We start from the raw sequence: 25,084 nt of genomic DNA, 5'->3' as shown, positions 1-25,084 counted from the left end.
TCAAGAACCATGCTTGCAGCACGTTGCTTGAACTCGCGGGTGTAGGTCTTTCGCTCTTGCATGGAACCTCCTGATTGGGCGAATCATATCGCCCTTAAGAGGTGTCCGGGAGCATTAGGCCAGTTCAAACCGGCCCCTACAGGGGGATGGGGATCAGAAGTCGCCCTTGAGGCTCACCGTGAAATTACGCGGTTCACCGTAGAAGTTACCCCAGGATGCGATGCCTTCGCTGGCGGCGTATTGGGTGTCTTGCAGGTTGCGGCTGTGTTGGCGATGTCCCTGTATGAACCCCGGTTCTGCTGGCTGACCACTGCCCGGCCGCGTGCGTATAGGCTGGTATCAGTGGCTGGGGTAGGACTAATCTACGGTTTTCCCTGGCGGATGAGTTGAGCATGATCGATCTCGCAACCCTGGCGGTTTTCTCTGGTTCCGTGCTGCTGTTGCTGCTGTCGCCCGGGCCGAACATGGCCTTTGTCATCAGTCATGGGGTGAGCTATGGCTGGCGTGGCGGGGTGGCGGCCGGCCTGGGGATCGGGGTGGCGGACCTGCTGTTGACCGCATTGACCGCCACCGGCGTCACGGCCCTGGTGGCCAGCTGGCCGCCGGCCTTTGACCTGATCCGTTATGCCGGCGTGGTCTACCTGCTGTGGCTGGCGTTCAAGACCCTGCAGAAAAAGCCATCCCTGGACACCGCCCAGGTTGAGCGGGTACGTCTGGGCGGGGTGTTTATGCGCGCCATGCTCAACAGCCTGCTCAACCCCAAGGCGCTGCTGTTTTTCATGGTATTCCTGCCGCAGTTCGTCAAACCCGAGGCCGGTCCCATTGCCTTGCAATTGGTGCAACTGGGCCTGGTCCTGACCTTGATTGCCGGGGTGTTTCACGCGGTGCTGGGGATTTTTGGCGGGGCGATCAGCCGGTATTTTGCCGGCAGTAAAAGAACCGCCGGCTTGCAGAAATGGGGGTTGGCCACGGTGCTGACAGTCTTGGCCGTGCGCCTGGCGGTGATGCCGCGCACCTTGTAGACGGCAGGCGCATCTCCTTGTGGGAGCGGGCTTGCCCTAATGCCAGTCAGTTAAGCCTTTTTGTAGGAGCGAGCTTGCTCGCGAAGAACTTGAGAGCGCCGCGTTTACCTAGCAAACACGCGTTATCGTTGACGTCCTTCGCGAGCAAGCTCGCTCCTACAGAAAGCAGAATCCGCTTAACTGACTGGCATTAGGGCTTGCCCGCTCCCACAGGGGAAAATAGTTCGGCCTTCAGCCCAGCCGCGCCGCCGCCCGCGCGGTAATTTCGCCCCGGGTCTTGCGTGATTCAGTCGTGCGCTTATTGGCCTCGTCCAGCACAGACCGTGGTGCGGTGTCCGGCCGGCCGGCATTGAAGGGCGGGGCCGGCGCATATTCCAGCTGCAACTGCACCAACTGCGCCGCTGCTTCGCTGTACAACTCGGCGGCCAGGGTCAGGGCAAAGTCGATCCCTGCCGTGATGCCGCCGCCGGTAAATAGATTGCCATCTTGCACCACACGTTCCTGTACCGGGATCGCGCCAAGGGTGGCCAGCATGTCGTGATAGGCCCAGTGCGTGGTGGCCCGCCGCCCGCGCAGCAAGCCCGCCGCGCCCAGCACCAGCGCGCCGGTGCACACCGACGTCACATAACCTGCAGTCCGGGACTGCGCCCGCAGAAAGTCCAGGGTCGGCTCATCCTCCATCAACGGCCCAACCCCCGAGCCGCCCGGCACGCAGATCACATCCAGGGTCGGGCAGTCGTCGTAGGTGATGGTCGGCGCCAGCACCAACCCGCTGCTGGAGGTGATCGGCGCCAGGTCTTTACAGATCAGGTGCAGCGCCACATCCGGCAAGGACGCCAGCACGTCGTAAGGGCCGGTGAGGTCCAGTTGCTGGATGCCGGGGAACAACACAAAGCCGATCTGCAGGGTCATGGTCAAACTCCAGGAAAGGGATGGACGGCTTCACTCTAGTGGCCTAGGCTTTGGCGTATACGCCATTGAGCCCACGAATCGCGCCAATCATGCCGAAAATCATCCATGTACTGGCCTTTGCCAATGTGCAAGTGCTCGACGTCACCGGGCCCTTGCAAGTGTTTGCCTCGGCCAACGACCTGGCGCGCCAGCAAGGCTTGCCGCTGCCCTATGCGGTCAACGTGATTGCCGCCCAGGCCGAGCCGGTGATGACCTCTGCTGGCCTGGCCCTGGTGGCCGAGCCATTGCCTGGCGCCGAGACGCCCTGCGACACCCTGGTGATCGCCGGCGGCTGGGGCGTGTATGGGGCGGCCGAGGACCCGCAACTGGTGGCGTGGGTGCGGCAGAAAGCCACGCAGTCGCGGCGCATGGCCTCGGTGTGCACCGGCGCCTTCCTGCTGGCCGCCAGTGGCCTGTTGGACGGCTGCCGTGTCGCCACCCACTGGACGCGCTGCGAGGAACTGGCGCGCAAATACCCCAGGTTGCAGGTCGAGGCCAACCCGATTTTTATCCAGCAGGGCTCGCTCTGGACCTCGGCGGGGGTCACGGCCGGTATCGATTTGTGCCTGGCCCTGGTGGAAGAGGACCTGGGCCGCGCAGTGGCCCTGGACGTGGCGCGGCACCTGGTGGTGTTTCTCAAGCGCCCCGGTGGGCAGGCGCAGTTCAGCGTTACCCTGTCCCTGCAAAAGGGCGGCAGCCGTTTCAGCGAATTGCACGCCTGGATTGCCGAACACTTGCACCTGGACTTGAACATCGCGACCCTGGCGGCTGCGTGCGGCATGAGTGAGCGCAGCTTTGTGCGTCACTACCGCGCCGACACCGGCCAGACCCCGGCACGGGCGGTGGAACTGATCCGCGTGGAAACCGCACGCCGGCAACTGGCCGACAGCGCCGTGGCAATCAAACGCATCGCCGCGCAATGTGGCTTTGGCAGCGAAGAAACCATGCGCCGCAGTTTTATCCGCGCCTTGTCGATCACCCCACAGCTTTACCGCGAGCGGTTTTCGGCGCCGGCCTGAGTCTGTTCCAGCAATTCAAACAGGGCGTCCAGCGTGGCCTGCGGTGCTTCCTGGGGAATATTGTGGCCGACCCCGGCGAGTACCCGGCGCCGATAAAACCCGCTGAAATTGCCCACGTCGTCATCCACCTCGGGCGCCGGGCCGACCCCGTCGTCGGCGCCGCACAGCGAAATGCTTGGCACCGAAATCGGCGGCGGCTGCACCAGCGCCTGTTCAATCCCTTCCAGTGCCGGATCACCCTCGGCATACATAAAGCGATGGCGATAGGAGTGGATCACCACCTCGACAAAATCCGGGTTATCAAATGAGGGTGCCGTTTGCGGGTAAAGGCTTGGCCCCTCGGCCCAGGAGGGTGACCAGAGTGACCACAACAGTTCACACAACTCGCGGCGGTTAGCGGTCAGGCCATCGACGCCCCGTTGGGTGTGGAAGTAGAACTGGTACCACAACCGATGCTCGGTGACCGGCGCGCGTGGCTGGATGGACTGGGCAATATCTTGAATGTTGTAGCCATCGCCCGTGACCAGGCAGCGCACACGTTCGGGCCAAAGCGCCGCGACAATGCACGCGGCGCGCCCACCCCAGTCATACCCGGCGAGGGCGGCCTGCTCGATGGACAGGGCGTCCATGAAATCCAGCAGGTCCTTGGCCAGCGCTGCCTGTTGGCCGGAGCGCGGCACCTGGGCGTGGGCAAAACGGGTCGGGCCATAGCCGCGCAGGTAAGGCACCAGCACGCGGTAGCCAGCCTCGGCCAGCACCGGCGCAATGGCATCGTAGCTGCGGGGGTCATAGGGAAAACCATGCAGCAGGATCACCACCTCACCCCCGGCCGGGCCATGGGCTTCGTAGGCGATGTCGAGCATGGGCGTGCGGATAGACAGCAGCGCGATCGAGGGGCTCATCGGGACTCCTTTCGGGTCACAGCAGTGAGCCTGGACTTTAGCGCGAAACCGCTATGTGTTCACGGGCCCAGCGCGGGTTCTTGAATAGAGGAGGGACAGCTCCCACAAGGGTTTTGCTGCGCTGCTCGATTCTTAAGGCTGCCACACGTTTTTCTGCCCACTCAACTTGCGATCCAGAAACGTCGCCGCGCTGATCAACGCCAAATGGCTCAAGGCCTGCGGGGTGTTGCCCAGGTGCCGTGCCTGGCTGTCGAATTCCTCGGCATATAACCCCAGCGGGTTGGCATAGCGCAACAGTTGCTCGAACTCCAGATGGGCCTTTTCCACTTGCCCCGCGCGCGCCAGGCATTCGACATACCAGAATGAACAGGCGGTAAACGCACCTTCGGTGCCTTGCAAGCCGTCGATCTGGCTGTCGTCATTGCGGTAGCGGTACACCATGCCGTCGCGCACCAGGCTTTTCTGGATCGCCTCAAGGGTCGACAACCAGCGCGGGTCGGTGGCCGCGACGAAGCGCACCAGCGGCATCAACAGCATCGAGCCGTCCAGGGCTGTGCTGCCGATATGCTGCACGAAATGCCCGCGTTCCTCGTTCCAGAAGTGGCTCCAGATGTCTTCATAAATCGCCTGGCGGGTCTGGTCCCAGCGGGCGAAGGGCGCCGGCAATGAGCGTTTGGAGGCCAGGCGGATGGCGCGGTCGAGCGCCACCCAGCACATCAGCCGCGAGTGCAGGAAGTGATGCTGTTCGCCGCGCATTTCCCAGATGCCGACGTCTTTCTGGTTCCAGGTCTCGCACACCTGGTCCACCACTTCCCGGGTGTGTTTCCAGCCCTCATGGGAGATGGCCTCGCCGTACTTGTTGACCAGGTACACCGCGTCCATCAGTTCGCCAAAAATGTCCAGTTGCACCTGGTCAACGGCCCCGTTGCCAATGCGCACCGGCTGCGCGCCGCCGTGGCCGCGAAGGTGAGGCAACTCGGTTTCTGGCAACTGTTGGCGGCCGTCGATGCCATACAGGATGTTGATTTTCATCGGCCGCCCCTGGCAGTCGCTGACGCGCCCGCGCAGCCAGCGCATGTAGTCATTGGCTTCCTGGACAAAACCCAGGCGCATAAAGGCGTAGACGGTGAATGAGGCGTCGCGGATCCAGGTGTAGCGGTAGTCCCAGTTGCGTTCGCCGCCGGGGGCTTCCGGCAGGCCGAAGGTGGCCGCTGCGAGAATCGCGCCGTGTTTGCGCGAGGTCAGCAGTTTCAGGGCCAGGGCCGAGCGATTGACCATTTCGCGCCAGCGCCCGCGGTAGTTGGACTGGGCCAGCCAGCCCCGCCAGAAGGCCAGGGTGCGCTGCAGGCACAGGTCGGTGCCGCGGCTGTCGACGCGTACATCGTCGAGGGCGCCGAGAACAAATTCGGCGCCCTGGTCCTGGTCCAGGGTAAAGCAGGCGACGGCGGCATCGTCCTCGATCTGCACGGGCAGGCTGCTGGCCAGGCGCAGGCCGGGCAGGCCCGGGGCTTTAAAGCACACGTCGGTGTTATCCGCCGTGGCCCGGGTGGGGGCCCGGGCATAGTCATGGCGTACCGCGCAGCGCATATGCACGGTGGCCTTGCCGCTGATCACCCGCACCCAGCGGATCAGCAGGGGCAGGTCATCGACGTCATCGCTGATGCTCAGCAGGTCGGTGATTTCCACCACCGCCTCATCGCTCAGCCAGCGGGTTTGCAGGACGTTGGTGTCCGGCAGGTAGATCTGTTCCCGGCGCGCCCCGGGTAGGTCCGGGGTGAGCTGGAAGATCCCGGAGGCGGGGGCGTCCAGGAGCGAGCAGAAGATCGACGGGCTGTCGAATTCCGGCCAGCAGAAAAAGTCGATGCTGCCCTGGTCGTTGATCAGCGCCGCACTGCGCATGTCGCCGATGATGCCGTGGGCATCGATGGCACTTTGAGGTTCGTTGTTCAGATCGCGCATTGTCCACCCAACTTTTCTTCCAGGAGTCCCTTGAGCTGACTGACGGCGTGCAGCACAAGTTCAGCGGCTTGTCTGGAATGCGACGATGGCTGTCTATATCTATCGTTTTCGCCATGGGGCTTTTGGTTAGAATCTCCGGCTTAACGACGTGAGACGCTGCCCATGACAACTGCGCACCGGCCTTGGCTTGAGGCTTATGCTGACAATTACCGTAACGATGAAGTGGTGCATCCCCATTGTCATACCCAGGCGCAATTGATTCACGGTGTCTCCGGGGTGATGGTGGTCAGCACGGCCCAGGGCAGTTGGCTGGTGCCGTCCGGGCATGCGTTGTGGGTACCTGCCGGCACGCCCCACGAGATCCGCATGGCCGGCGAGGTGCATATGCGCACCTTGTTCCTGCTGCCCGAGGTGGAGCCGAGCCTGGGCCGGACCTGCCAGGTGATCGAGGTCTCGGCGTTGCTGCGCGAGCTGATCGTGGCGGCTACGCTGATTGCCGGCGAAGTCAACAGCCCGCGCTTGCAGGCCATGGTGGAGGTGATCCGCATGGAGCTGCTGGCCGCGCCGGTGGTGGCCATGCATGTGCCGGTGCCCGGCGAAGCACGGCTGGCCAAATTGTGTACCCGGTTTATCGGCAACCCGGCCGATGACAGCAGCCTGGAATCCTGGGCCGACACCCTGAATATGAGCGCGCGCACCCTGAGCCGGATCTTCCAGCGGGAACTGGGCATGAGCTTTGGCGAGTGGCGTAAACGCGCACGCCTGGCCTTGAGCCTGAAGTTGCTGGCCCAGGGCGCCTCGATCCTGGAAGTGGCGCTGGAACATGGTTACCAGAGCCCGAGTGCGTTCAGCGCAATGTTCCGGCGCTCGCTGGGTTATCCGCCGAGTCATTTCCGCCCCCGGGCCTGATGTTGCTTCATGTAACCCAATTGTCCATTTGGCGACGATACATGGCCTTGGCGCGGGCGAATCCGCCAGGGCGCGTGCCTACTCTGCAAAGCTCATTCTTCAGCGAGCTTTGTGATGCCCAGCCTTGTCGTTCATCCCCCCACTAGCAATCGATCCCCGGTAGCCCTGGCCCTGCTTCTGCTGGGCACGCTGGCCGGATGCAGTGGCCTGCCCGACGAGCCAGCAGCGCAGTTGACAGCCCAGGCGACGCCGCCTTTGTCCAGCGGGCCGGCGACCCAGGCGTTGCCCGCGCGCTGGTGGCAGCTTTACCGTGACCCGCAATTGGATCTGTTGGTCGAGCAGGCCTTGAGCCACAACCAAGACCTTGAGGCCGCCGCCGCCCATGTCGACGCGTTATTGGCGCGCCTGGAGCAGGTTGAGGGCGAACGCCAGCCCTCGACCCGCCTGGCCTACAGCGTAGGCTACGGCCGCAGCCGGGATGACCAGACCCTGGCCCAGGCCAGCGGGGAGCAGGCCGATGCCGAGTGGAGCCACGCCCCCGGGTTCTCCCTGAGCTACACCCTGGACCTGTGGGGTGAGATGCGTTACCGCCTGGCCGCCGCCCGCGCGGATGCGCAGGCGGCGCGGGCGCTGGAGGATGAATGGCGGGTGACGGTGGCCGCGCAGACCACACGGGCCTATGGCCAGGCCTGTGTCTATGCGTTCAGCCGCCAGGTGCAGCGCCATTCGGTGCAGGTGCTGGAGCGCAGTGTCGACGTCACTCGCCGGCTGCAGAAGGCCGGCGCGGCGACAGCGCTGGACCTGGCGCGCCTCAATGGCCTGCTGGAAGAAACCCGTGCGCCGCTGCCCCTGTTGGCTGCCCGCCATCAGGCGGCGCTGTATGAACTGGCGGTGCTCAGTGGCCTGCCGCCGTTGGCGGTGGCCCGGCACACCTGTGCCCAGCGCCCGCAATTGCAGGCGCCGCTGCCCGTGGGGGATGGCTGGGCGCTGGTGCAGCGGCGTGCCGATATCCGGCGTGCCGAGCGCCAGCTGCAATCGGCCACGCTGGCCATCGGCATCGCCCGCGCCGCACTGTATCCACGGGTGACGTTCGGTGCCGCGCTGGCGTCTTCCGCAAGCAGCCTGGGCAAGCTGGGGGACAGTGAGGCGCTGGTGTATTCCGTGGGGCCGTTGCTGTCCTGGCGCTTTCCCCAGCGCGGCGTGGCCCGGGCCCAAGTGGGGCAGCGCCGGGCCCAGGCGCGGGAGGCCCAGGCGCGTTTTGACGGCACGGTCCTCAGCGCCTTGAAACAGGTCGAGCAAGCCCTGGTGCTGTACCAGGCCGAACAGCAGCGCCGCCAGGCTCTGCAAGCCGCGTTGGACCACAGCCAGCAGGCGTTCGAGCTGGCCACCCGCAGTTATCGGGCCGGTGCCCTCGATGCCCTGCACCTGCTGGACAGCGAGCGCAGCCTGGTCACCCTGCAGGCCACCCTGGCCCGGGCCGACCTGCGCTTGATCAACCGTCAGATCGACCTGTTCCAGGCGCTCGGTGGCGGCTGGCAACGCGACGATCAACCTCAACCCTTACCCCTTGCTGCCCTTGGAGCCAAGCCATGAACCAGGCTGTTGAACCCGCGACCCTGCGATCCACCTCCGGCTTGATGGCGCGCCATCGCCGCGTACTGCTGACGGGCGCATCGCTGGTGACGTTGTTGGGGGTGGGGTTGTTTGCCGGGTATTGGTGGCAGGTGGGGCGCTTCCTTGAAGAAACCGACGATGCCTATGTACGCGCCGATTGGGTGGCGGTCAGCCCGCGTATTGCCGGCTACGTGGCCCAGGTCCTGGTGGAGGACAACCAGCCGGTCAAGGCCGGGGATGTCCTGGTGCGTCTGGATGACCGCGACTTTATCGAGCAGTTGCGCAGCACCCAGGCCCGGTTGCTGCAGGCCCGGGCGGCGGCGACGGCCCGTCAGTCGAGCCTGCATACCCTCGATGCACGTCTCGATGAGCAGCAGCAACGCATCGCCCAGGCCGAGGCGGCCTTGCATAGCAGCGAGGCCGAGGCCCAGCGCGCGCGCCTGGACTTTCTGCGCTACCGCGATCTGGTGGACCAGCAGATTGCTACCCGTGAGCGCCTGGAAACCGCCAGCGCCGGCCAGGCCAAGGCCCTGGCCGCCGTGACCCAGGCCCGTGCCCAAGTGGCCCGGCAGCAGGCCCAGTGCCAGGTGTTGCAGGCGCGCCGCCAACAGGCCCAGGCGCGGATTGCCGAATCCCAGGCCCGGGTGGGCGAGGCCCAGGCCAACCTGGCCCTGGCCCAGAATGCCTTGAATGACACGGCGATCCGCGCGCCGTTCGACGGGGTCGTGGGCCAGCGCAAGGTGCGTCGCCAGCAATATGTGATGCCAGGCCTGCCATTGCTGGCCGTGGTGCCGGTGGAGCAGGCCTATGTGATTGCCAACTACAAGGAAACCCAGTTGCAGCACATGGCTCCGGGGCAATCGGTGGATATTGCGGTGGACAGTTTTGCCGGCCAGCGCTGGCGCGGCGAGGTGGAAAGTATCGCCCCCGGTTCCGGCGCGGTATTCGCCTTGTTGCCGCCGGACAACGCCACCGGCAACTTCACCAAGATCGTCCAGCGTTTCCCGGTGAAAATCCGCCTGGTCGAGGACGAGGCCAATGCGCCCGCCATCTTGCCGGGGATGTCGGTGATTGCCACGGTGGACACCCGCCCGGCCAGCCAGCAGGACCGGGCCCATGGTGGTTGATGCGCGCCCCGCGACCGTCTCGTTTCGCGCCTGGGTCGCGGTGATCGGTGGCTTGTTCGGGTGCTTCATGGCCGGCATGAACGTGCATGTCACCAGCGCCGCGCTGCCGGAAATCGAAGGCGCCCTGGGGGCCACGTTCGAGGAGGGCTCGTGGATTTCCACGGCTTACCTGGTGGCCGAAATCATCATGATCCCGCTGACGGCGTGGCTGGTGCAGGTGTTCTCGTTGCGGTGGGTGATGCTGTGGGGCTCCGGGGTATTTCTGGTGGCCTCGGTGGCGTGTTCGATGGCGCCGAACCTGCCGGTGATGATCATCATCCGGGTCATCCAGGGCGCGGCGGGGGCGGTGCTGATCCCGTTGTCGTTCCAGTTGATCATCACCGAACTGCCCGCCAGCAAGATCCCCCTGGGCATGGCCCTGTTCAGCCTGGCCAACAGTGTGGCCCAGGCGGCGGGGCCGTCCATGGGCGGCTGGTTGACCGATGTCTATTCGTGGCGCTGGATCTTCTACCTGCAACTGTTCCCCGGCGTTGCCCTGTTGGCGGCCGTGGCCTGGTCCATCGAGCGTCAGCCGATGAACCTGGGGTTGTTGCGCCAGGGCGACTGGCTGGGCATCGCCTGCATGGTGCTGGGGCTGGGGGCCTTGCAGATCGTGCTGGAGGAGGGCGGGCGCAAGGACTGGTTCGGCTCGGCCTTTATTGTGTGGATGAGCCTGGCGGCGGCGCTGGGCCTGGTGGTTTTTGTCGGCCGGCAAGTGTGGGGCAGCAAACGCTTTATCAACCTGCGGCTGCTGGCGCACTACAACTTTGGCGTGGCCAGCGTGGCGATGTTTATCTTCGGCGCCAGCACCTATGGCCTGGTGTTCCTGGTGCCTAACTACCTGTCACAGATGCAGAGCTATAACGCTAGCGAAATTGGCCTCAGCCTGATCGCCTATGGCTTGGTGCAACTGGTGCTGGCACCGTTCCTGCCACACCTGATGAAGTGGCTGAGCGCCAAGATCCTGGTGGCATCGGGTTTCGCGATCATGGCCCTGGGCTGCTGGATGGGCGCGCATTTGTCGGCAGACAGCGCCAGTAACGTGATCATCCCGTCGATCGTGGTGCGGGGCATTGGCCAGCCGCTGATCATGGTGGCGCTGTCGGTGCTGGCGGTGCATGGGCTGGCCAAGGCCGAGTCCGGTTCGGCCTCGGCGGTGTTCTCGATGTTGCGCAACCTGGGCGGCGCGGTGGGCACGGCCTTGCTGGCGCAACTGGTGGTGGTGCGCGAGCAGGTGCATTCGGCGCGTATCGGTGAGTCGCTGAGCATCTTTGAACCGGCCTTGCAGCAACGCTTGCCGGGCGGCGGCCTGCTGCAGGAGCAATGGCCGGATCAGCAGCAAGTGCTGGGCTTGCTCGACCAGGGGGTGCGGCAGCAGGCCTTCTTGATGGCTTACAGCGATGCGTTCTACCTGGCGTGTGTGGCGTTGACGTTATGTGCGGTGGCGGCGTTGTTGCTTCGTCGTACCTGATGGCTGTCGCGGGCTGTCAGCGCTGGGGTTTCAAACCCCGCAGCAGCAACTCCAGCCCTTGCAGCGCTTGCTCCAGGCATTCATCCGGGCGTTCGGCATGGGCAATCCATTGCGCTGTATCCACCAGGCTGCCATTGATCAAACGGGCCAGCGCCAGGCTGGGAGCCTGTTCAATCAACCCGGCGTGCATCAACCCCTCCAGCAGCCCGCGCAATGATTGGATGCATTGCTGCTGGGCTGCGGTATTTTCGCCAAGTACCGCCGGTGCATCTTGCAGCACGATGCGCTGGATCTCGGGGTCCTGGGCCATACGCAGATAGGCGCGACAGCGTTCGCAAAAACCATTCCAGGGGTTGGCGGCCTGGGCGCTGATCTGCTGTAGACGCTCGTCCATTTCGTTGTCGAGTTGCGCAACCACCGCAGCCAATAGCCCTTTTTTATCGCCAAAGTGATGGTACAGCGCCCCACGCGTAAGGCCGGCGCGGGCGGTGAAATCATCCATCGAGGTATTGGCAAAGCCTTGGCTGGCAAAGGCCTGGCGGGCACTGGCCAGCAGGCGGGCGCGGGTTTGTTCGATCATCTCGGCGCGGGCTCGGCTCATGGGAAAACGCTCGCTATCGGCGGGTGAGTGGTTGACATACGCTGCGTATGTTACTCATTATTTGTCACATACGCAGCGTATATCTTTTCCCCGGATGGCATTGAATGGCACGCTCCAGGGTTCCCAGCAAGAGGTCACGCACCATGGCAAACCCCTACGCCGAGTTGTTCCAGGCGCCAGGTTCCAGGGCTTTTGTATCGGCCGGCATGCTCGCCCGCATGCCGATTTCCATGACCGGTATCGGCTTGATCACCATGTTGTCCCAACTGCGCGGCGGCTATGGGTTGGCGGGCGCGGTGGCGGCGACGTTTGCCCTGGCCACGGCCTTTTGCGCGCCGCAGGTTTCACGGCTGGTAGACCGTTACGGCCAGGGCCGTGTCTTGCCGGTGGCGGCCATGATCGGTGGTACTGCGCTGTTGTTGCTGTTGCTGTGCACCCGTTTGCAGGCGCCGGACTGGACCCTGTTTATCTTTGCCGCCCTGGCCGGTTGCATGCCCAATATGTCGGCCATGGTGCGGGCGCGCTGGACCGCGATCTACCGTGGCCAGCCCCGGCTGCAAACGGCCTTTGCCCTGGAATCGGTGCTCGACGAGGTGTGCTTTATCCTCGGCCCGCCGCTGTCGGTGGGGTTGTGCGTGCTGCTGTTTCCCGAAGCCGGGCCCCTGGCGGCGGCGATTTTGCTGGCAGTCGGCGTGACCAGCTTCGTCCTGCAAAAACAGACCGAGCCTGCGATCCATGCGCATCATGGCCCTCAGGGGCGCTGGTTGATCGCCTCCCCCAAAGTGTTGGTGCTGATGCTGCTGTTAATGGCCATGGGCACCATCGTCGGTGTGGTGGATGTGGTCAGCGTGGCGTTTGCCGAGCATCAGGGCCAACCGGCGGCCGCCAGTATTGTGCTGTCGGTGTATGCCATTGGCTCGTGCCTGGCCGGGTTGGCCTTCGGAGCCCTGCGCTTGACGATGCCATTGCACCGCCAGTTCCTGTTCTGCGGCCTGGCCACGGCCCTCACCACCCTGCCGTTGCTGTGGGTGGGGGATATTCTCGGGCTGGCGCTGGCGATCTTCGTTTCCGGGCTGTTCTTTGCCCCCACACTGATTGTGTCCATGGCCCTGGTGGAAAAAGTCGTGCCGGCCAGCCGCCTGACCGAAGGCATGACGTGGTTGATCACCGGCCTGAGCATTGGCGTGGCACTGGGGGCGGCGAGTACTGGCTGGATGATCGACCGCTTCGGTGCACCCAGCGGGTTCTGGGTGGCGCTGGTGGCGGGGGCGGTGGTGCTGGTGTCGGCGCTGCTGGGCGTGCGCTGCCTGGGTCCGGGGATGGACCGTCAACCTTGCACGGGGTGATGCATGAGGGGAAACCCGGGCAGGCAAGGTGCCTGCCCGGGGGGCGCGCTTAGAAGTTGGTGCGCATGGTGAACATCATATTGCGCGGGTTGCCGTAGTAGCTGTTGCTCTCGATGGTGCCCGTCTGGGAGTAATACGTGCGGTCAAAGATGTTTTCGATATTGACCGACAGATTGACGTTCTTGTTTACGTCGTAGCCAATGCGTGCGTTGTAGATGGCATAGCCACCTGTCTCATTCTTGATCCCTTTGCCGACGTTGCCCCCCACATGGCGGCCATAAACACCACTTTGGATGGTGCTGCCTGCGCCGATCTGCCACTTCGAGTACTCACCTTGCAACTGATAGTTGGCCCAGGTGCGCAGCATATGTTCGGGCATGGAGGTCTGGAATGTGGTGCCTTCCAGGTCCGGGTTGTTCGGGTTATTGACGTACTCGCTGGTGTTGTAGGTGTAGCCAGCGGTCAGGTCCAGGCCAGGCATGACCCTGCCTGTGATCTCGGCTTCAAAGCCTTGGGAGCGCACTTTGCCGCCTGCCACATAGCAATTGCAGGTGGTTGGCTGGTTCGGATCGCGCTGGGCGAGCCCGGTGTAGGTGGTGCGGAAGATGGCGAAGTTGGTGTTCAGCGTACCGTCGTAGAACTCGCCCTTGAGGCCCAGTTCGTAGGTATCCCCCGAGCGCGGTGTCAGGGCACTGCCGTCAACGGTTTCGACGTTGAGTTGCGGGGTGAAGATCTCCGCGTAGCTGACATACGTCGACCAGTTGGGGTTCAGCGCATAGACCAGGCCATAGAACGGCACCACCTTGGCGTTGGTCTGCATGTCGCTCTTGGTGTGCCGGCCGTTCGTTTCGTTGAGCTGGTCCTGCTTGTAATCGAACCAGCTGGCACGTGCGCCGACGATCACGTCCAGCGGCTCGAACACATTGACCCGCAGGGAGCCGTACAGGCCTTGCTGGTCGAGGGTCGAGGTGGTGGTGCGGTACTTTTTGGTCCGCGCATATTTGGGGGGGGTGAAATTCAGGATATCCGGGATGAAGTCGTAGGCCCTGTTGTAGTCGGTGACTTCGTAACGTGCGGCAACCCGTTTGCTGTGGGAGAGGTTGGCACCCAGGATCACTTCGCTGCGCCGGCCCAGCATGTCGAAGTTGCCGTTGACGAACAGATCGGTATTGTACTGGTAGTTGTTTTCGCCACGGCCCTCGGCCCAGTTGTAGGCGCCGGAATTGTCGATCGGGTCGATCTGGCCGCCGGTGTTGCTGTACAGGGCATCCAGGTTGAAACGGGTGTAGTTGGTGGCCAGGGTGGCTTTCCAGTCTTCATTGAGCTGGTGTTTGGCTTCAAAGAAATACTGGGTCGACTCGACGTCGTTATAGTCCGATGGCGAACTGAGGTTGGTCGAGCGTTTGAAGTCGATCTTCGAGCCGTCCTTGTAGCCCGGCAGGCCCCAGTCCATGGTCGAGCGGTTATCGGCATTCTGATAAGTGAAGCCGGCACTGAGCAAGGTATCCGGGTTGAGGTCGAACTCCAGGACGCCGTAGGTCGATGCCCGTTTGCTCTTGCCACCGTCATAGAAATAACTACGCGTGTTGTAGGAGGTCGCCAGACGACCGCGCAGGGTTTTTTCTTCGTTGAGGGCACCCTGAACATCGACTTCCTGGCGATAGTTGTCCCACGTCCCGGCCTGGGTCACGGTGCTCAGCTTGAAGTCGCCGCTGGCGCGCTTGCGCACCAGGTTGATCGCACCGCCTGGGGAACCGGCACCCTGGAACAGTCCGGCCGAGCCCTTGAGGACTTCCACGCGCTCATAGGAGATCAGGTCTGACCAGTTCAGCGAGGTGATGCCGGTGCTGGTGCCGGCCGGGATCGGAATGCCATTGATCTGGAAATTGTCGATCTCAAAGCCACGGGCATACGGTTGGTTGTCGCCGTTGAGGGCACCGTAGGTGACCACCCCTGGCACGAGGCCGTAGACGTCGTTGAGGGTGGTGATGTTTTGATCCTTGATCCGTTGGGCCGTCAGCACCGTAACGGTTTGCGGGATCTCTTTGAGGCTGCGTTCGCTCTTGCCGATGGTCACCGCGCCGGTGGTGTAGGAGCGGGTGTTTTCAGTGTTGACGCCCAGGCCGGCTTGCCCGACGACACTGGTTGCAGCCAGTTCCAGGGCATCCCCGGATTTGCGGCTGATGCTCGCGGCATTGCCCTGGAAGCTGTAATTGACGCCGGTCTCTTGCAACAGCTTCGCCAGCCCCTCCTGTGCACTGAACGTACCGTTGAGGCGTGTGCTGTGTAAGCCCTGAATATCATTCGGGCTGTACAGCACTTGCACGCCCGACTGCTGGCCGAAGGCTTGCAGGGCATTGGCCAGTGGCTGTTCCGGGATATTGAAGTTCACCGCCTGCTCCTGCGCATGTGCCACCAGAGGCAGCGCCATGGCCATGGCCAGGCTCAGGGTGGTGAGGGAGAAGTGCTTGCTCAGGGCGTGAGACATCGCAACGGCTTTGACATAAGGGTTGAGTTGTCGGAGAGCGGGCCTTGTCATTTGTTTTACCTGGTCTGTAAGAGGCAGAAAGTTATTTTTTAGTTGTGGGGTGAAGCAAATCGTCAGTCGTACACAGGTTCTGTCAGGCGGGTTGCGCCTGAGTCATCACCCGGCCGCTCTCCATGCGCACCAGTTGGTCGGCGATATCGAAATAACGGTCGTCGTGGGAGATCACGATGATCGTCTTGCCCAGGCGCTTGAGGTCCGGCAGCAGTTCGGTGTAGAAAATCCGGCGGAAGGTCGGGTCCTGATCAGCCGCCCATTCGTCGAACACCAGAACCGGACGCTCTTCCATCCAGGCGTTGACCAGCGCCAAGCGTTTGCGCTGGCCGGTGGAAAGATCGGTGGTGGTGAAGTTGCCGTCGCGCACGCTGACCTTGTGCGCGATTTCCAGGCGTTCCAGGTAACGGTTGGCGTCGTCCGGGATGTGTTGGTCGCCTTGGACAATGTCATCGAACAGGTAATAGTCGGCAAAAATCGTGGTGAACAGTTGCCGGTAGTCATCGCGGTTGGTCGCGTCAATCGCGGCGCCATTGAGGTTGATCTCCCCCTGTTGCGGGGCATACAGCCCCAGCAGCAACTTGATCAGGGTGGTTTTGCCACAGCCATTCTCGCCGACGATAAAGGTGATATCGCCCTGGTTGATCTTCAGGTTCACCGGGCCCAGCCGGAAGGGCGCGCTGCCTTCGACGGCCGGGAAGGTGTAGCTGACATTGTGCAGTTCCAGGGTCTGCACGGGCGTGGCCGGTGCGCCCGTGTCGCTGAGCAGCAAGTGCGGTTCGGGTGAGGAGAACTGCTCGCCCAGTTCGGCGATACGCCGGAAGGCGATCTGTGCACGGCTGATGATGGGCAAGGTGCCGATCAGGTGTTCCAGCGGGCCTTTCATGTACAGCAGCACCAGGACAAAGCCGCTCATCACCGTCTTATCGGCGCTTGGCCATTGCGATTGCAGGGTCAAGGCCAGGCCGATGACCACGAAGAACAGCATCGAGCCGAAGCTCTTGGCGATGATAAAGGTGTTGATCGAGCTGATCTGGGTGTCGCGAATGGCGTCGGCGGTACGCTGGATGCCCAGGGTGAACATGCGCTGGCGGCGGGGACGATGAATGCGCAGTTCCTTGGCCCCTTCGGCAATCGCGTTGTAATGCTTCTGCAGTTCGTCTTCGGCTTCGCGTGCGGCGATGAAGCCCTTGATACCGCGGGCCCGGGCAATCGACTGGACCACACTGCCGATGCCGATCGCCACCAGGATCATCAGGAACATCGGCCACGACAACATCGCCAGGTAACCCAGGCAACCGAGGATCACCGTCAGGGAAATCGCCAGTGGGGCGAAGGCAAAGGCAAAGTCGCTGATGGTGTCGACGTCATGGGTCAGTACCGGAATCAGGCGGTGCGTGCGATAGCGCTCAATCTGCTCGATGGGGGTCGACAAGACCTTTTCTCCCAGCTCTTTACGCAACCGGGCAATGATGTGCTGGCCTACATAATTGGTACCGATGTCCGAGAGGATTGAACTGGCCAGGGCCAGCAGGCATAGGCCGGCGAACACGGCGATGACGGTCTGGGTCAGGCCTTCTGGGGCGTGCAGGGCATTGTTGATAGTGGCCAGCAACACGGTCACGCTCAGGCCCCCGATCATGCCGAGCACGATGGAGACACAGACGATCAGGCGGAAGGGCTTGAGCAGGGCGAGCAATTCTTTGATTGCCCCGCGTGTTGGCTTGTTCATGGAAGTTTCCTGCCAGGAGAAGAAAAAAGGGCCGCTAATAACCAAAACGAATGGCCTGGCGGTTTATTTAAAGGACCGCAACGGGTTGCGGTCCGGTGGCAGGATCAAAGGTCGCGTTCTACGCGAAAGCCCAGCCAGTCGCCGCTCTCGTTGGGGTACATGTTGTTGCGGTTGCCGGAGCGCGAGAAGACGGGGGCTTCGAGGTAGTCATTGCCACGGATGCTTTGCAGCTCACAGCTTTTCTCGACCCAGGCACTGCCGTCAGCCGGGGCGCCGACGTAGTTGGGGTGATAGCAATCGGCAACCCATTCGGAGACGTTGCCGTGCATGTTGTAAACACCAAAGGCATTGGGGGTAAAGGCCTTGGCCGGGTTTGTGTAGGTATAGCCATCGGTCGGGCCGTAGGTGTTGGCGTGCTTGGAGATCTGATACTGCGTGCCTTCATCGAAGGGGAACGGGAACGGGCCTGGGTTACCACCACGGGCGGCGTACTCGCGTACGGCTTCGCTGACCAGGCGGTACTGCTTGCCGGTCTTGTTCGACAGCCAGGCAATATAAGCCTGGGCTTCGGCCAGGTTCATGCACACAGCCGGTTGTTGTGATTGCTGGGGGTAGCTCGGCTTGCCGTTGGTGCAGCGGCGACCGGGGCGTACATCGAAGTCATTGAGGCGGGCGCCGGTTTCACTCTGGTAGGCCTTGAACTCACCGGCCAGTACCTGGAAACGGCTGATGGCAAAGGGTTTGGCAAAGGTCACTGGGTGCTGCGGGCTTTCGTCAGGCTCGTGGCCGATTTCATCGTCCGGGGTGCCCATGGTGAAGGTGCCGGCCGGCAACACAACCATTTCCGGGCAGTCCTTGCAGTCCTTGAAGACCTTGCCTGGCTGCTGCGCGGTGGTGGCGGCTGCGGCCAGGCCTGGCAGCAAACAGAGGGCGGTGGCCAGGGCCGCCAGGGTCTTGAGGGGGCGCGTCGAAGGGGTGGGCGTGCAAGTCATCAGTCGTCTCCATAGGAAAAATCGGCACTCAAGGGCGGCCTCAGAGTTTTTTGCCAAGCAGGGTCATAAAGCGATCGACTTCGGCCTCGGTATTGAGCAATCCCGGGGCGGTGCGGATCACCGGACCGGCGTCGCGGTGCACCGCGTCGCTGACCACACGGTTTTCCATGAGGTAGGCCGCCACTTTGTCACTGCTTTGGTCCTTGACCCGGAAGAAGGTGAAACCAGCCGAAAGCTCGGGGCTGGTGGGGGTCACCAGTTCGATCTGCGAATGGGCCAGCAGGCGCTCCTTCAGATAACGGTTGAGCCCGTGGATACGGGCCTGCACGTCGGCTTTGCCCAGTTGCAGGTGCAGCTTGAACGCCTCGCTCAAGGCCCAGCGATGTTCAAAGGCGTGGTAGCCGCCCGGTGACATGGTGGTGGCAAAGTTGGTGTCTTCGGAGAAGGTCGGCACCGTCGGGGTGACGTCCTTGAGCACTTCGGAGCGGGCGCAGATGATCCCGGTGCCCCGTGGTCCGAACATCCATTTGTGGGTGCCGGCGATAAAGAAGTCGCAGTGCATCTGTGGGAAGCTGAGGTCTTCCACGCCAAAGCCGTGTACACCATCGACCACATAGAGGATGCGGTCTTGCTCGTCGCGGTTGCGGTTGAGTGCCTCCACCAGCTTGCCGATTTCGCCGATGGGCAGTTTCACGCCGCTGCCCGATTGCACCCAGGTCATGCCCAGGACCCGGGTATTGGGGCGGATATTACGGTTGATGGCGCTGAGCACTTCATCCACCGAAACCCGATGGGCGTCCTTGAACAGCTTGATCTTGCGGACTTGGGTGCCTTGCTTCTTGACCCGGTAGTCGAGGGTGAATTCGGTGGAGTAATGCTCGTGGACCGTGGTCAGAATCTCTTGATCCGGGCGCACATGAATGCCGCCGTAGATCATCGCCAGGCCTTCGGTGGTGCTGCCGGTCAAGGCAATCTGCCCCGGTTTGGCTTGCAGGTAACGGCCAGCCCAGTCACGGACCTCGGCTTCGCGTTTCCAGGTTTCCTGCAAGTCCCAGTCCATGGCCAGGCCGGGGTTGCGGTCGATCTGCGCGCGGTACCGCTCGATCGCATCGCGGACGGGCTTGGGGTGGGAGGTGACCAGGAAATTGGAGAAGTGGATGTAGTCAGGGTCCTGGGTGAACAACTGGCGCAGTTGCGCCCATTTTTCCTCGGGCACGGGGGGTGAAGCGTTCGCCAATGCGTGCCGGTTCAGGACGGCTGCGCCCAGGGGCAGGCCTGCGGCGAGTATCCCGGCCTGTTTGAGAAACGTACGGCGATCAGTCATAGGTAGGTTCACTTGTCGGCAAAAGGCAAAGGCAATCAGCGGTCGGCCACCGGTGTGGCGGCTTTTTGCACCTGGTCCCAGACCCGCAGGAAGTTGCCGCCCCACAGTTTGGCGATGTCCGCCTCGGAGTAGCCGCGGGTAATCAGCTCGGCGGTCACGTTACGAATCTCGCTGACATTGTTCCAACCTTGCACACCGCCCCCTTCGTTGAAGTCAGAGGCAATGCCAACATGGTCGATGCCGATCTTGCGCACGGTGTAGTCGATGGCGTCGCCGTAGTCTTTGAGGCTGGCCTTGGGCTCTTCTTCAAGGATCGAATACAGGCCGCTGGCGTATTGGCCAAACTTCTGTTCAGGCCAGGCGGAGATAATCGGGTCGCCCGGCATCAGCGCCATGGCCAGGTTCGGCAGCGGCGGCAGGTCGAAACGCGCGCGCAGGCGATTGAGCTTGTCCTGGGTGGGCTGGGTCAGTGGGCGCAGGTATTGGGAGAACCCGACGACCTGGACCACGCCGCCGCTGTTCTTGATCAGTTGCATCTCTTTATCGGTAAGGTTGCGCGGGATATCCACCGAGGCGCGAGGCGCCGAGTGCGAGGCCACCATCGGCGTGCGGCTCAGTTGCGCGACCTGTTCCAGGGCCTGGGTCGACATCTGCGAAACGTCGATGATCACCCCCAGGTCATTGAGGCGATGCACGGCCTGTTGGCCGATGTCCGACAGGCCATTGAGGGCGTCGGGGGAGTCGTTGAAAAAGGGCAGCGGGCGCGAGGAGTCGGCCCAGCTGTTATTGCCGATGTAGCTGAAGCCGAACATGCGCATGCCGCGTGCGGCCCACATGTCCAACAGGTTGAGGTCGTTACCCAGTGGGTAGGCATTGAGCATGCTGATAAAAATCGCGAACTTGCCTTCGCCATGCAGGCGTCGGAAGTCGTCTGGGGTGTAGGCAATGGCCACTTGATTGGGAAAGTCGCGGACCATCCCGGAAATGATTTTGTAGCGCACCTCCTGCTGGTTGCGTGCTTCTTCGACAAACCCGGCGGTGGGGCGATGGGGGGCATTGTCGCCGTTCCACATCTCGGGCCAGCCGAAGATCGTCAGGGCGGCCCCGGACAGGCGCCCACGGTTGGCCTTGACCAGATCGAACTGGCCGTCGCCGTCTTTGTCGGCTTCATGATTGTGGGTGCCGAAATTCAGCGGCAGCGAGATGTGACTGTCGAAGGACAGCAAGCGATCCTGCATTTCATTGGCTTGCTTGATCACCTCCAGCGGGTAGCCGGCGTTGCCCTTGAACCAATGGTCCCAGGCCAGAAAACCGGCCCCGGCGCCAATGGCCAAGGCCAGCGGCAGGCCGATGTAAAGAGCCTTTCTCGAACGTGGTTTTGTCATTGCCATCTCAGTTGGTTCGCCGTCGAAGTGCAGGCGCAAGGGCCTTTGCTATCTGGGAAGAACGAGCGATGGAAAGGGAAATTTAGGCCGCACGCCCGTGGCGGTAAATTTCCTGTGGCAACAAACGTTCTAGCTTGGATAAAGCCTGCTCCATGGCTGATTCCGGCCGGGCAAACCAGGCGGGACAATACAGGTAGGAACATGACGATTTCTCGACGAGGGTTCATCGCAGGCCTGGCGCTGACGGGCGCCGCAGTGCCCGCAGCCTTTTATGCCCATCGCGAGTTGACGCGTGAAGAATTCCCGGTCACGCCGGAAGAAGCGACGGTTGACCTCGCCGATACGGCCGGCCAGCGCCTGGCCGATTCCCTGCGAGGTGTCTGGAGCCTGCGCTTGGAAGGGCGTGATGGCGGGCTCCACGGTCTGCCACGTGAGGGGCTGGAGTTGTTTTTGGATATTGCTCCGCGCGGGCGCGGCTTGCGTGGCTACCTGGATACTGGCGAACAACTGCGTGCCGATGCTGAGCCGCGTTATCAGGTGATGGGGGACTTGGTGCCGGGCGAGGGGGCTGAGCTGTATTGGCGCCTGATCGACCGTGAGTCGCCGGGTGGTGCGCCGGTGTATGAACTCAAAATGATGCTGGATGAAGTCTGGGCGGATTTCGGCAATGCCGGCAGCGGCACCCTCAGCGGGCAAATCCTGCGCCTGGACCGGCCTTTGGCGCTCCCCGAGCTGGACAGCCGTTTTGTTGCCACCAAACACCTGTTTCCCGAGGCCCGGGAGCGTATTGGCTTGAATCAGACCTTGCTGGCCTGGCTGATCGCGCCTGAGCATCGCCTGTTCCACCAGCTGTGGCACGCCTCTCGCGATCAGTGGCACAAGCTCGCCGAAGACAAGCGCGACGCCTTGCGCGGGATTGGCTGGCAGCCCGGGCCACGGGATCAGGAGCGCGATGCCCGCGGCCCGCGCAAAGACCGCAACGGCTCGGGGATCGACTTCTTTTTCATGCATCGGCACATGCTGGGTACGGCGCGCTCGATGCAGGATTTGCCGTCCTGGTCGCGTTTCCCCGCGCCGCAGCCGGAGCTTGAGCGTGATCGCCAGGGGTTTGCCCGTTACTTCGACAACCACGATGGCTTTGCCCTGCCGCCCACCTGGCTGGCCAGCGGTGACAGCGATTACACGCAATGGGTCAGCGATATCAAGGCCAGCGAGACCTACCACAGCAATTTCCAGGTCTGGGAGTCGCAGTATCGCGATCCGCGCTATCTGGCCAAGCTCACCCTGGGGCAGTTTGGTTCGGAAGTTGAGTTGGGCCTGCATGATTGGCTGCACATGCGTTGGGCCTCGGTGCCACGGGACCCATCCAATGGCGCCCCGGTGCCATTTGCCCGCGACCCGGCAGACTTCGCCGGGCGTTGGTATGGGGCGCAGAATGACTTTCTCGGCGATCCGTTTTCCTCCCATGTGAACCCGGTGTTCTGGTATTTCCATGGCTGGATCGACGACCGTATCGAGGACTGGTTTCGGGCGCACGAGCGTTTTCATCCCGGTACCGTCAGCCGCCTTGAAGTCAATGGCGTGCCTTGGTTCGCGCCTGGGCGCTGGGTGGAGGTGGCGGATCCCTGGCTGGGCCCGGTGACCCACGGTTGCAGTACCACGCCGGGGTTGCAGATGGGTCGGTCGGTGGAGATGGATCCAGAGACCATGAAGCTGGCGCTGCGCATCACGTTTAGTGCGGATGACGAGCAGCTCACCCAGTTGTTTCGCAAGGTGCCCCGGCGCCCCTGGTATGCGCGGCATTTGAAGGTTGCAAAGGCGCCAGGGGGCTGATGTGGGGGCGGGTGTTACCCGCCGCGCCCGGAGTTGACCCAGAAATTCACCGACAGCGAGGTGGAGACTGACTCCACCTGATGGAACCAGCCTTCGGGCAGGAACGTCACCTCGCGGCCGCCGCTCCACGGTATTCAGGGGTGGCAGGCAGGCTGGAATTCGTTCGCTCAAGCGCGGCGGCGTTGGGTAGCGCTTGTTCTTGTCGACCCATATTGCCGCTGATCTTCAGGCGCCGGCATTGGCGAACAGCTGGGTCAGAATGCTCTGCAAATCCACGGCGATCCCTCTTGTATTGGCGATGGGCCTGAGCAAGGGAACGAGCGCTGTTGCATAAAATTTATACGTGATGTTGCAGGCACGCTGGCGTGCCCCTAATTTGCCCAGGTCTTCATCCGTTCCTTTTACACGTAATGGATTGAGGTAAACGTGGTGACCAAGCTGACACTGCTGTGCTTGCCGTACTCCGGCGCCAGCGCCATGGTCTACAGTCGGTGGCGGCGTAAACTGCCGCAATGGCTGCACGTGCAGCCGGTAGAACTGCCGGGCCGTGGCGCGCGTTTTGATGAGCCCCTGCAAACTGACATGCATGCCCTGGCGCGCCAATTGGCGACGGAGCACAAGCCGGCGCTTGAAGCCCCTTATGCGCTGTTCGGGCATAGCTTGGGGGCCTTGCTGGCGTGTGAAATGGCCCATGCGTTTCGCGCCCTGGGCTGCCCGGAACCCGTGGCGCTGTTCGCTTCCGGCACGGCCGCGCCGACCCTGCGCAGCGACTACGACCGTGACTTTGCCGAGCCCAAGACCGACGAGCAACTGATTGATCAGTTGCGTACGTTCCAGGGCACCAGTGAAGCCGTGCTGGCGGACAAGGAACTGATGAGCCTGACCTTGCCGGTACTGCGTGCCGACTTCTTGCTGTGCGGCCGCTTCCGTCCCCGGGAGCGGCCACGGCTCAAGTGCCCGGTCCATGTGCTGGGCGGCAAGGAAGACAAGGCCACCACCGAGCAACTGATCGGCTGGAGCCAGGAGACGGGCGGCAGCTTCTCGGTGGACATGATGACCGGTGGCCACTTCTTCATTCATGAGCATGAGGCGCGGGTGCTGCGGGTCATCAAGGAACACTTGGAGGGGCATCATCGCCGCTATACCCAGATGAGCGCGCTCGCTCGCTAGAACCGCGCCTGCTGGCGCCATTGATTGTTTACAGGAGGCCCGTGATGGGTGTTGCCTTGGGATTTTCCGTTGGTCCGTTACGGGCAGGGCAGGGGCGCTTGCCGCTGCTGGTCGAAGCCACTGAGCCGGACACCAGCCTGCTGGCGGTGTTTGAAGAACTCAGTGCCTTGGTGGATGAGCACTTGCTGCGCGACGGCGGGATTCTGTTTCGCGGGTTTACCCTGGCGGGGGCCGAGCAGTTTCGCGAGTTTGCCGCCAGCTTTGGTCACCCGCTGTTGAGCTACGAGTTTGGCTCGACCCCGCGCAGCAGTGTCACGCAAGGGGTGTACACCTCGACCGAGTATCCGGCGCACCAGCGTATCCCGCTGCACAATGAGCAGGCCTACTCCCGTGACTGGCCCATGCGAATTTGGTTCTACAGCATGATCGCCGCCCAGTCGGGAGGCGAGACGCCGATTGCCGATAGCCGTGAAGTCTACAAGCGCATCCCGGCGTATATTCGCGAGCGTTTCGTCAGCAAGGGCCTGATGTATGTCCGCAACTTCGGCAACGGCCTGGATGTGGCCTGGGAGCAGGTCTTCAATACCGAAGACCGAGCCGTCGCCGAGGCGTACTGCAAGGCACACGCCATTACCTGCGAATGGAAGGACGACGGCGAGCTGCGTACCCGCCAGATCTGCCAGGCGGTGGCCCGCCATCCGCGCACGGGGGAAATGGTCTGGTTCAACCAGGCGCACCTGTTCCATATCTCCAACTTGCAGCCGGAGGTGCGCGAGTCACTGTTGGACATCGTCGATGAGGAGGATCTGCCGCGCAACGTCTATTACGGCGACGGCACGCCCATCGAAGACGAGGTGCTCAACCAGATCCGTGCGGTGCTCGACGATTGCATGATCAGTTTCCCCTGGCAGTCGGGCGATGTGCTGATGCTCGACAACATGCTGGCGGCTCACGCGCGTGCGCCCTTCGAGGGCCCGCGCAAGGTGATCGTGGCCATGGCCGAAGGCTTTTCTGCCGACCAGCTGTGAAGTTTTAAGCACTGAAGTGAACCCCTGCGGCAGATTCCAGGGTTGAGGCATTCCACTCGACCCTGGTGTCTGCCGCGCCTGTATTTACCTGCTTTTTCAAAGGCCTCGATGCGCGTGGGCC

At 62.8% G+C, this 25,084-nt stretch carries 19 protein-coding genes and 1 pseudogene; 10 read left to right on the top strand and 10 right to left on the bottom strand.

What is annotated here, in order from left to right; all coding sequences use genetic code 11:
- Window positions 1-392 precede the first annotated feature (392 nt).
- Window positions 393-1,022: a LysE family translocator gene (locus BLL38_RS19475; RefSeq protein ID WP_076963964.1), complete on the top strand. Its 630-nt coding sequence runs from the start codon at window positions 393-395 to the stop codon at window positions 1,020-1,022.
- Window positions 1,023-1,253: 231 nt separating this feature from the next.
- Here BLL38_RS19475 and inhA read toward each other — a convergent pair whose 3' ends face one another.
- A complete protein-coding gene (gene inhA, locus BLL38_RS19470; protein ID WP_076963963.1) occupies window positions 1,254-1,934 on the bottom strand; it encodes an isonitrile hydratase in 681 nt (226 codons plus the stop codon).
- An 89-nt stretch (window positions 1,935-2,023) separates the two neighbouring features.
- Here inhA and BLL38_RS19465 point away from each other — a divergent pair, with 89 nt between their 5' ends.
- The gene (locus BLL38_RS19465; RefSeq protein WP_076963962.1) at window positions 2,024-2,992 is read left to right on the top strand and encodes a GlxA family transcriptional regulator; all 969 of its coding nucleotides are present in this window, start codon (window positions 2,024-2,026) and stop codon (window positions 2,990-2,992) included.
- Here BLL38_RS19465 and BLL38_RS19460 read toward each other — a convergent pair.
- The gene (locus BLL38_RS19460) at window positions 2,962-3,894 is read right to left on the bottom strand and encodes an alpha/beta fold hydrolase (protein WP_076963961.1); all 933 of its coding nucleotides are present in this window, start codon (window positions 3,892-3,894) and stop codon (window positions 2,962-2,964) included. The genes BLL38_RS19465 and BLL38_RS19460 overlap by 31 nt on opposite strands.
- A gap of 132 nt (window positions 3,895-4,026) precedes the next feature.
- Entirely contained in the window at window positions 4,027-5,853 is a 1,827-nt protein-coding gene (locus tag BLL38_RS19455) for a glycoside hydrolase family 15 protein (protein ID WP_076963960.1), read from the bottom strand.
- A 162-nt stretch (window positions 5,854-6,015) separates the two neighbouring features.
- On the opposite strand from BLL38_RS19455, the gene BLL38_RS19450 reads away from it, so the two are divergent.
- The 4 genes from BLL38_RS19450 (at window position 6,016) to BLL38_RS19435 (ending at window position 11,013) form a co-directional block, all read left to right on the top strand.
- Window positions 6,016-6,762 carry an AraC family transcriptional regulator gene (locus BLL38_RS19450; protein ID WP_076963959.1) on the top strand — a complete coding sequence of 249 codons (747 nt, stop codon included), beginning with the start codon at window positions 6,016-6,018 and terminating at the stop codon, window positions 6,760-6,762.
- 114 nt (window positions 6,763-6,876) lie between these two features.
- Window positions 6,877-8,355 carry an efflux transporter outer membrane subunit gene (locus tag BLL38_RS19445; protein WP_076963958.1) on the top strand — a complete coding sequence of 493 codons (1,479 nt, stop codon included), beginning with the start codon at window positions 6,877-6,879 and terminating at the stop codon, window positions 8,353-8,355.
- Window positions 8,352-9,503: an HlyD family secretion protein gene (locus BLL38_RS19440; RefSeq protein ID WP_076963957.1), complete on the top strand. Its 1,152-nt coding sequence runs from the start codon at window positions 8,352-8,354 to the stop codon at window positions 9,501-9,503. Before BLL38_RS19445 ends, BLL38_RS19440 begins: the two co-directional genes overlap by 4 nt.
- Window positions 9,493-11,013: an MDR family MFS transporter gene (locus BLL38_RS19435; RefSeq protein WP_076963956.1), complete on the top strand. Its 1,521-nt coding sequence runs from the start codon at window positions 9,493-9,495 to the stop codon at window positions 11,011-11,013. Before BLL38_RS19440 ends, BLL38_RS19435 begins: the two co-directional genes overlap by 11 nt.
- Before the next feature lie 16 nt (window positions 11,014-11,029).
- Here BLL38_RS19435 and BLL38_RS19430 read toward each other — a convergent pair whose 3' ends face one another.
- On the bottom strand, window positions 11,030-11,614 hold the full coding sequence (locus BLL38_RS19430) for a TetR/AcrR family transcriptional regulator (RefSeq protein WP_076963955.1): 585 nt from the start codon (window positions 11,612-11,614) through the stop codon (window positions 11,030-11,032).
- A 143-nt stretch (window positions 11,615-11,757) separates the two neighbouring features.
- Here BLL38_RS19430 and BLL38_RS19425 point away from each other — a divergent pair, with 143 nt between their 5' ends.
- Complete coding sequence (locus BLL38_RS19425; protein ID WP_076963954.1) at window positions 11,758-12,960, top strand: MFS transporter; 1,203 nt, start codon at window positions 11,758-11,760, stop codon at window positions 12,958-12,960.
- Between the two features lie 49 nt (window positions 12,961-13,009).
- On the opposite strand, the gene BLL38_RS19420 is transcribed toward BLL38_RS19425, so the two are convergent.
- From BLL38_RS19420 to pvdM, 5 genes are all read right to left on the bottom strand, one after another.
- Window positions 13,010-15,448 (bottom strand): TonB-dependent siderophore receptor, encoded by a 2,439-nt coding sequence (locus BLL38_RS19420; protein WP_076963953.1) that lies wholly within the window; start codon window positions 15,446-15,448, stop codon window positions 13,010-13,012.
- 133 nt (window positions 15,449-15,581) lie between these two features.
- Complete coding sequence (locus tag BLL38_RS19415; RefSeq protein ID WP_076963952.1) at window positions 15,582-17,231, bottom strand: cyclic peptide export ABC transporter; 1,650 nt, start codon at window positions 17,229-17,231, stop codon at window positions 15,582-15,584.
- Between the two features lie 104 nt (window positions 17,232-17,335).
- Window positions 17,336-18,223: a formylglycine-generating enzyme family protein gene (locus tag BLL38_RS19410; protein ID WP_076963951.1), complete on the bottom strand. Its 888-nt coding sequence runs from the start codon at window positions 18,221-18,223 to the stop codon at window positions 17,336-17,338.
- Window positions 18,224-18,263: 40 nt separating this feature from the next.
- Entirely contained in the window at window positions 18,264-19,547 is a 1,284-nt protein-coding gene (gene pvdN / locus BLL38_RS19405) for a pyoverdine-tailoring periplasmic protein PvdN (RefSeq protein WP_076963950.1), read from the bottom strand.
- 35 nt (window positions 19,548-19,582) lie between these two features.
- The gene (gene pvdM / locus BLL38_RS19400; protein ID WP_076963949.1) at window positions 19,583-20,932 is read right to left on the bottom strand and encodes a pyoverdine-tailoring dipeptidase-like protein PvdM; all 1,350 of its coding nucleotides are present in this window, start codon (window positions 20,930-20,932) and stop codon (window positions 19,583-19,585) included.
- Between the two features lie 201 nt (window positions 20,933-21,133).
- On the opposite strand from pvdM, the gene pvdP reads away from it, so the two are divergent.
- Complete coding sequence (gene pvdP, locus BLL38_RS19395) at window positions 21,134-22,765, top strand: pyoverdine maturation tyrosinase PvdP (protein WP_076963948.1); 1,632 nt, start codon at window positions 21,134-21,136, stop codon at window positions 22,763-22,765.
- A 14-nt stretch (window positions 22,766-22,779) separates the two neighbouring features.
- Here pvdP and BLL38_RS31255 read toward each other — a convergent pair.
- Window positions 22,780-22,878, bottom strand: a pseudogene (locus BLL38_RS31255) (cupin-like domain-containing protein); the annotation flags it as partial.
- A gap of 313 nt (window positions 22,879-23,191) precedes the next feature.
- On the opposite strand from BLL38_RS31255, the gene BLL38_RS19390 reads away from it, so the two are divergent.
- Both BLL38_RS19390 and BLL38_RS19385 read left to right on the top strand, forming a co-directional pair.
- Window positions 23,192-23,935 carry a thioesterase II family protein gene (locus tag BLL38_RS19390; protein ID WP_076963947.1) on the top strand — a complete coding sequence of 248 codons (744 nt, stop codon included), beginning with the start codon at window positions 23,192-23,194 and terminating at the stop codon, window positions 23,933-23,935.
- A 44-nt stretch (window positions 23,936-23,979) separates the two neighbouring features.
- A complete protein-coding gene (locus BLL38_RS19385) occupies window positions 23,980-24,963 on the top strand; it encodes a TauD/TfdA family dioxygenase (RefSeq protein WP_076963946.1) in 984 nt (327 codons plus the stop codon).
- Window positions 24,964-25,084 lie beyond the last annotated feature (121 nt).

Origin of the sequence: Pseudomonas gessardii (assembly GCF_001983165.1) — a bacterium.
Lineage (GTDB): Bacteria > Pseudomonadota > Gammaproteobacteria > Pseudomonadales > Pseudomonadaceae > Aquipseudomonas > Aquipseudomonas gessardii.
Note: the sequence above shows the minus strand (reverse complement) of the source record. Positions and strands in the feature narration are given on the sequence as shown.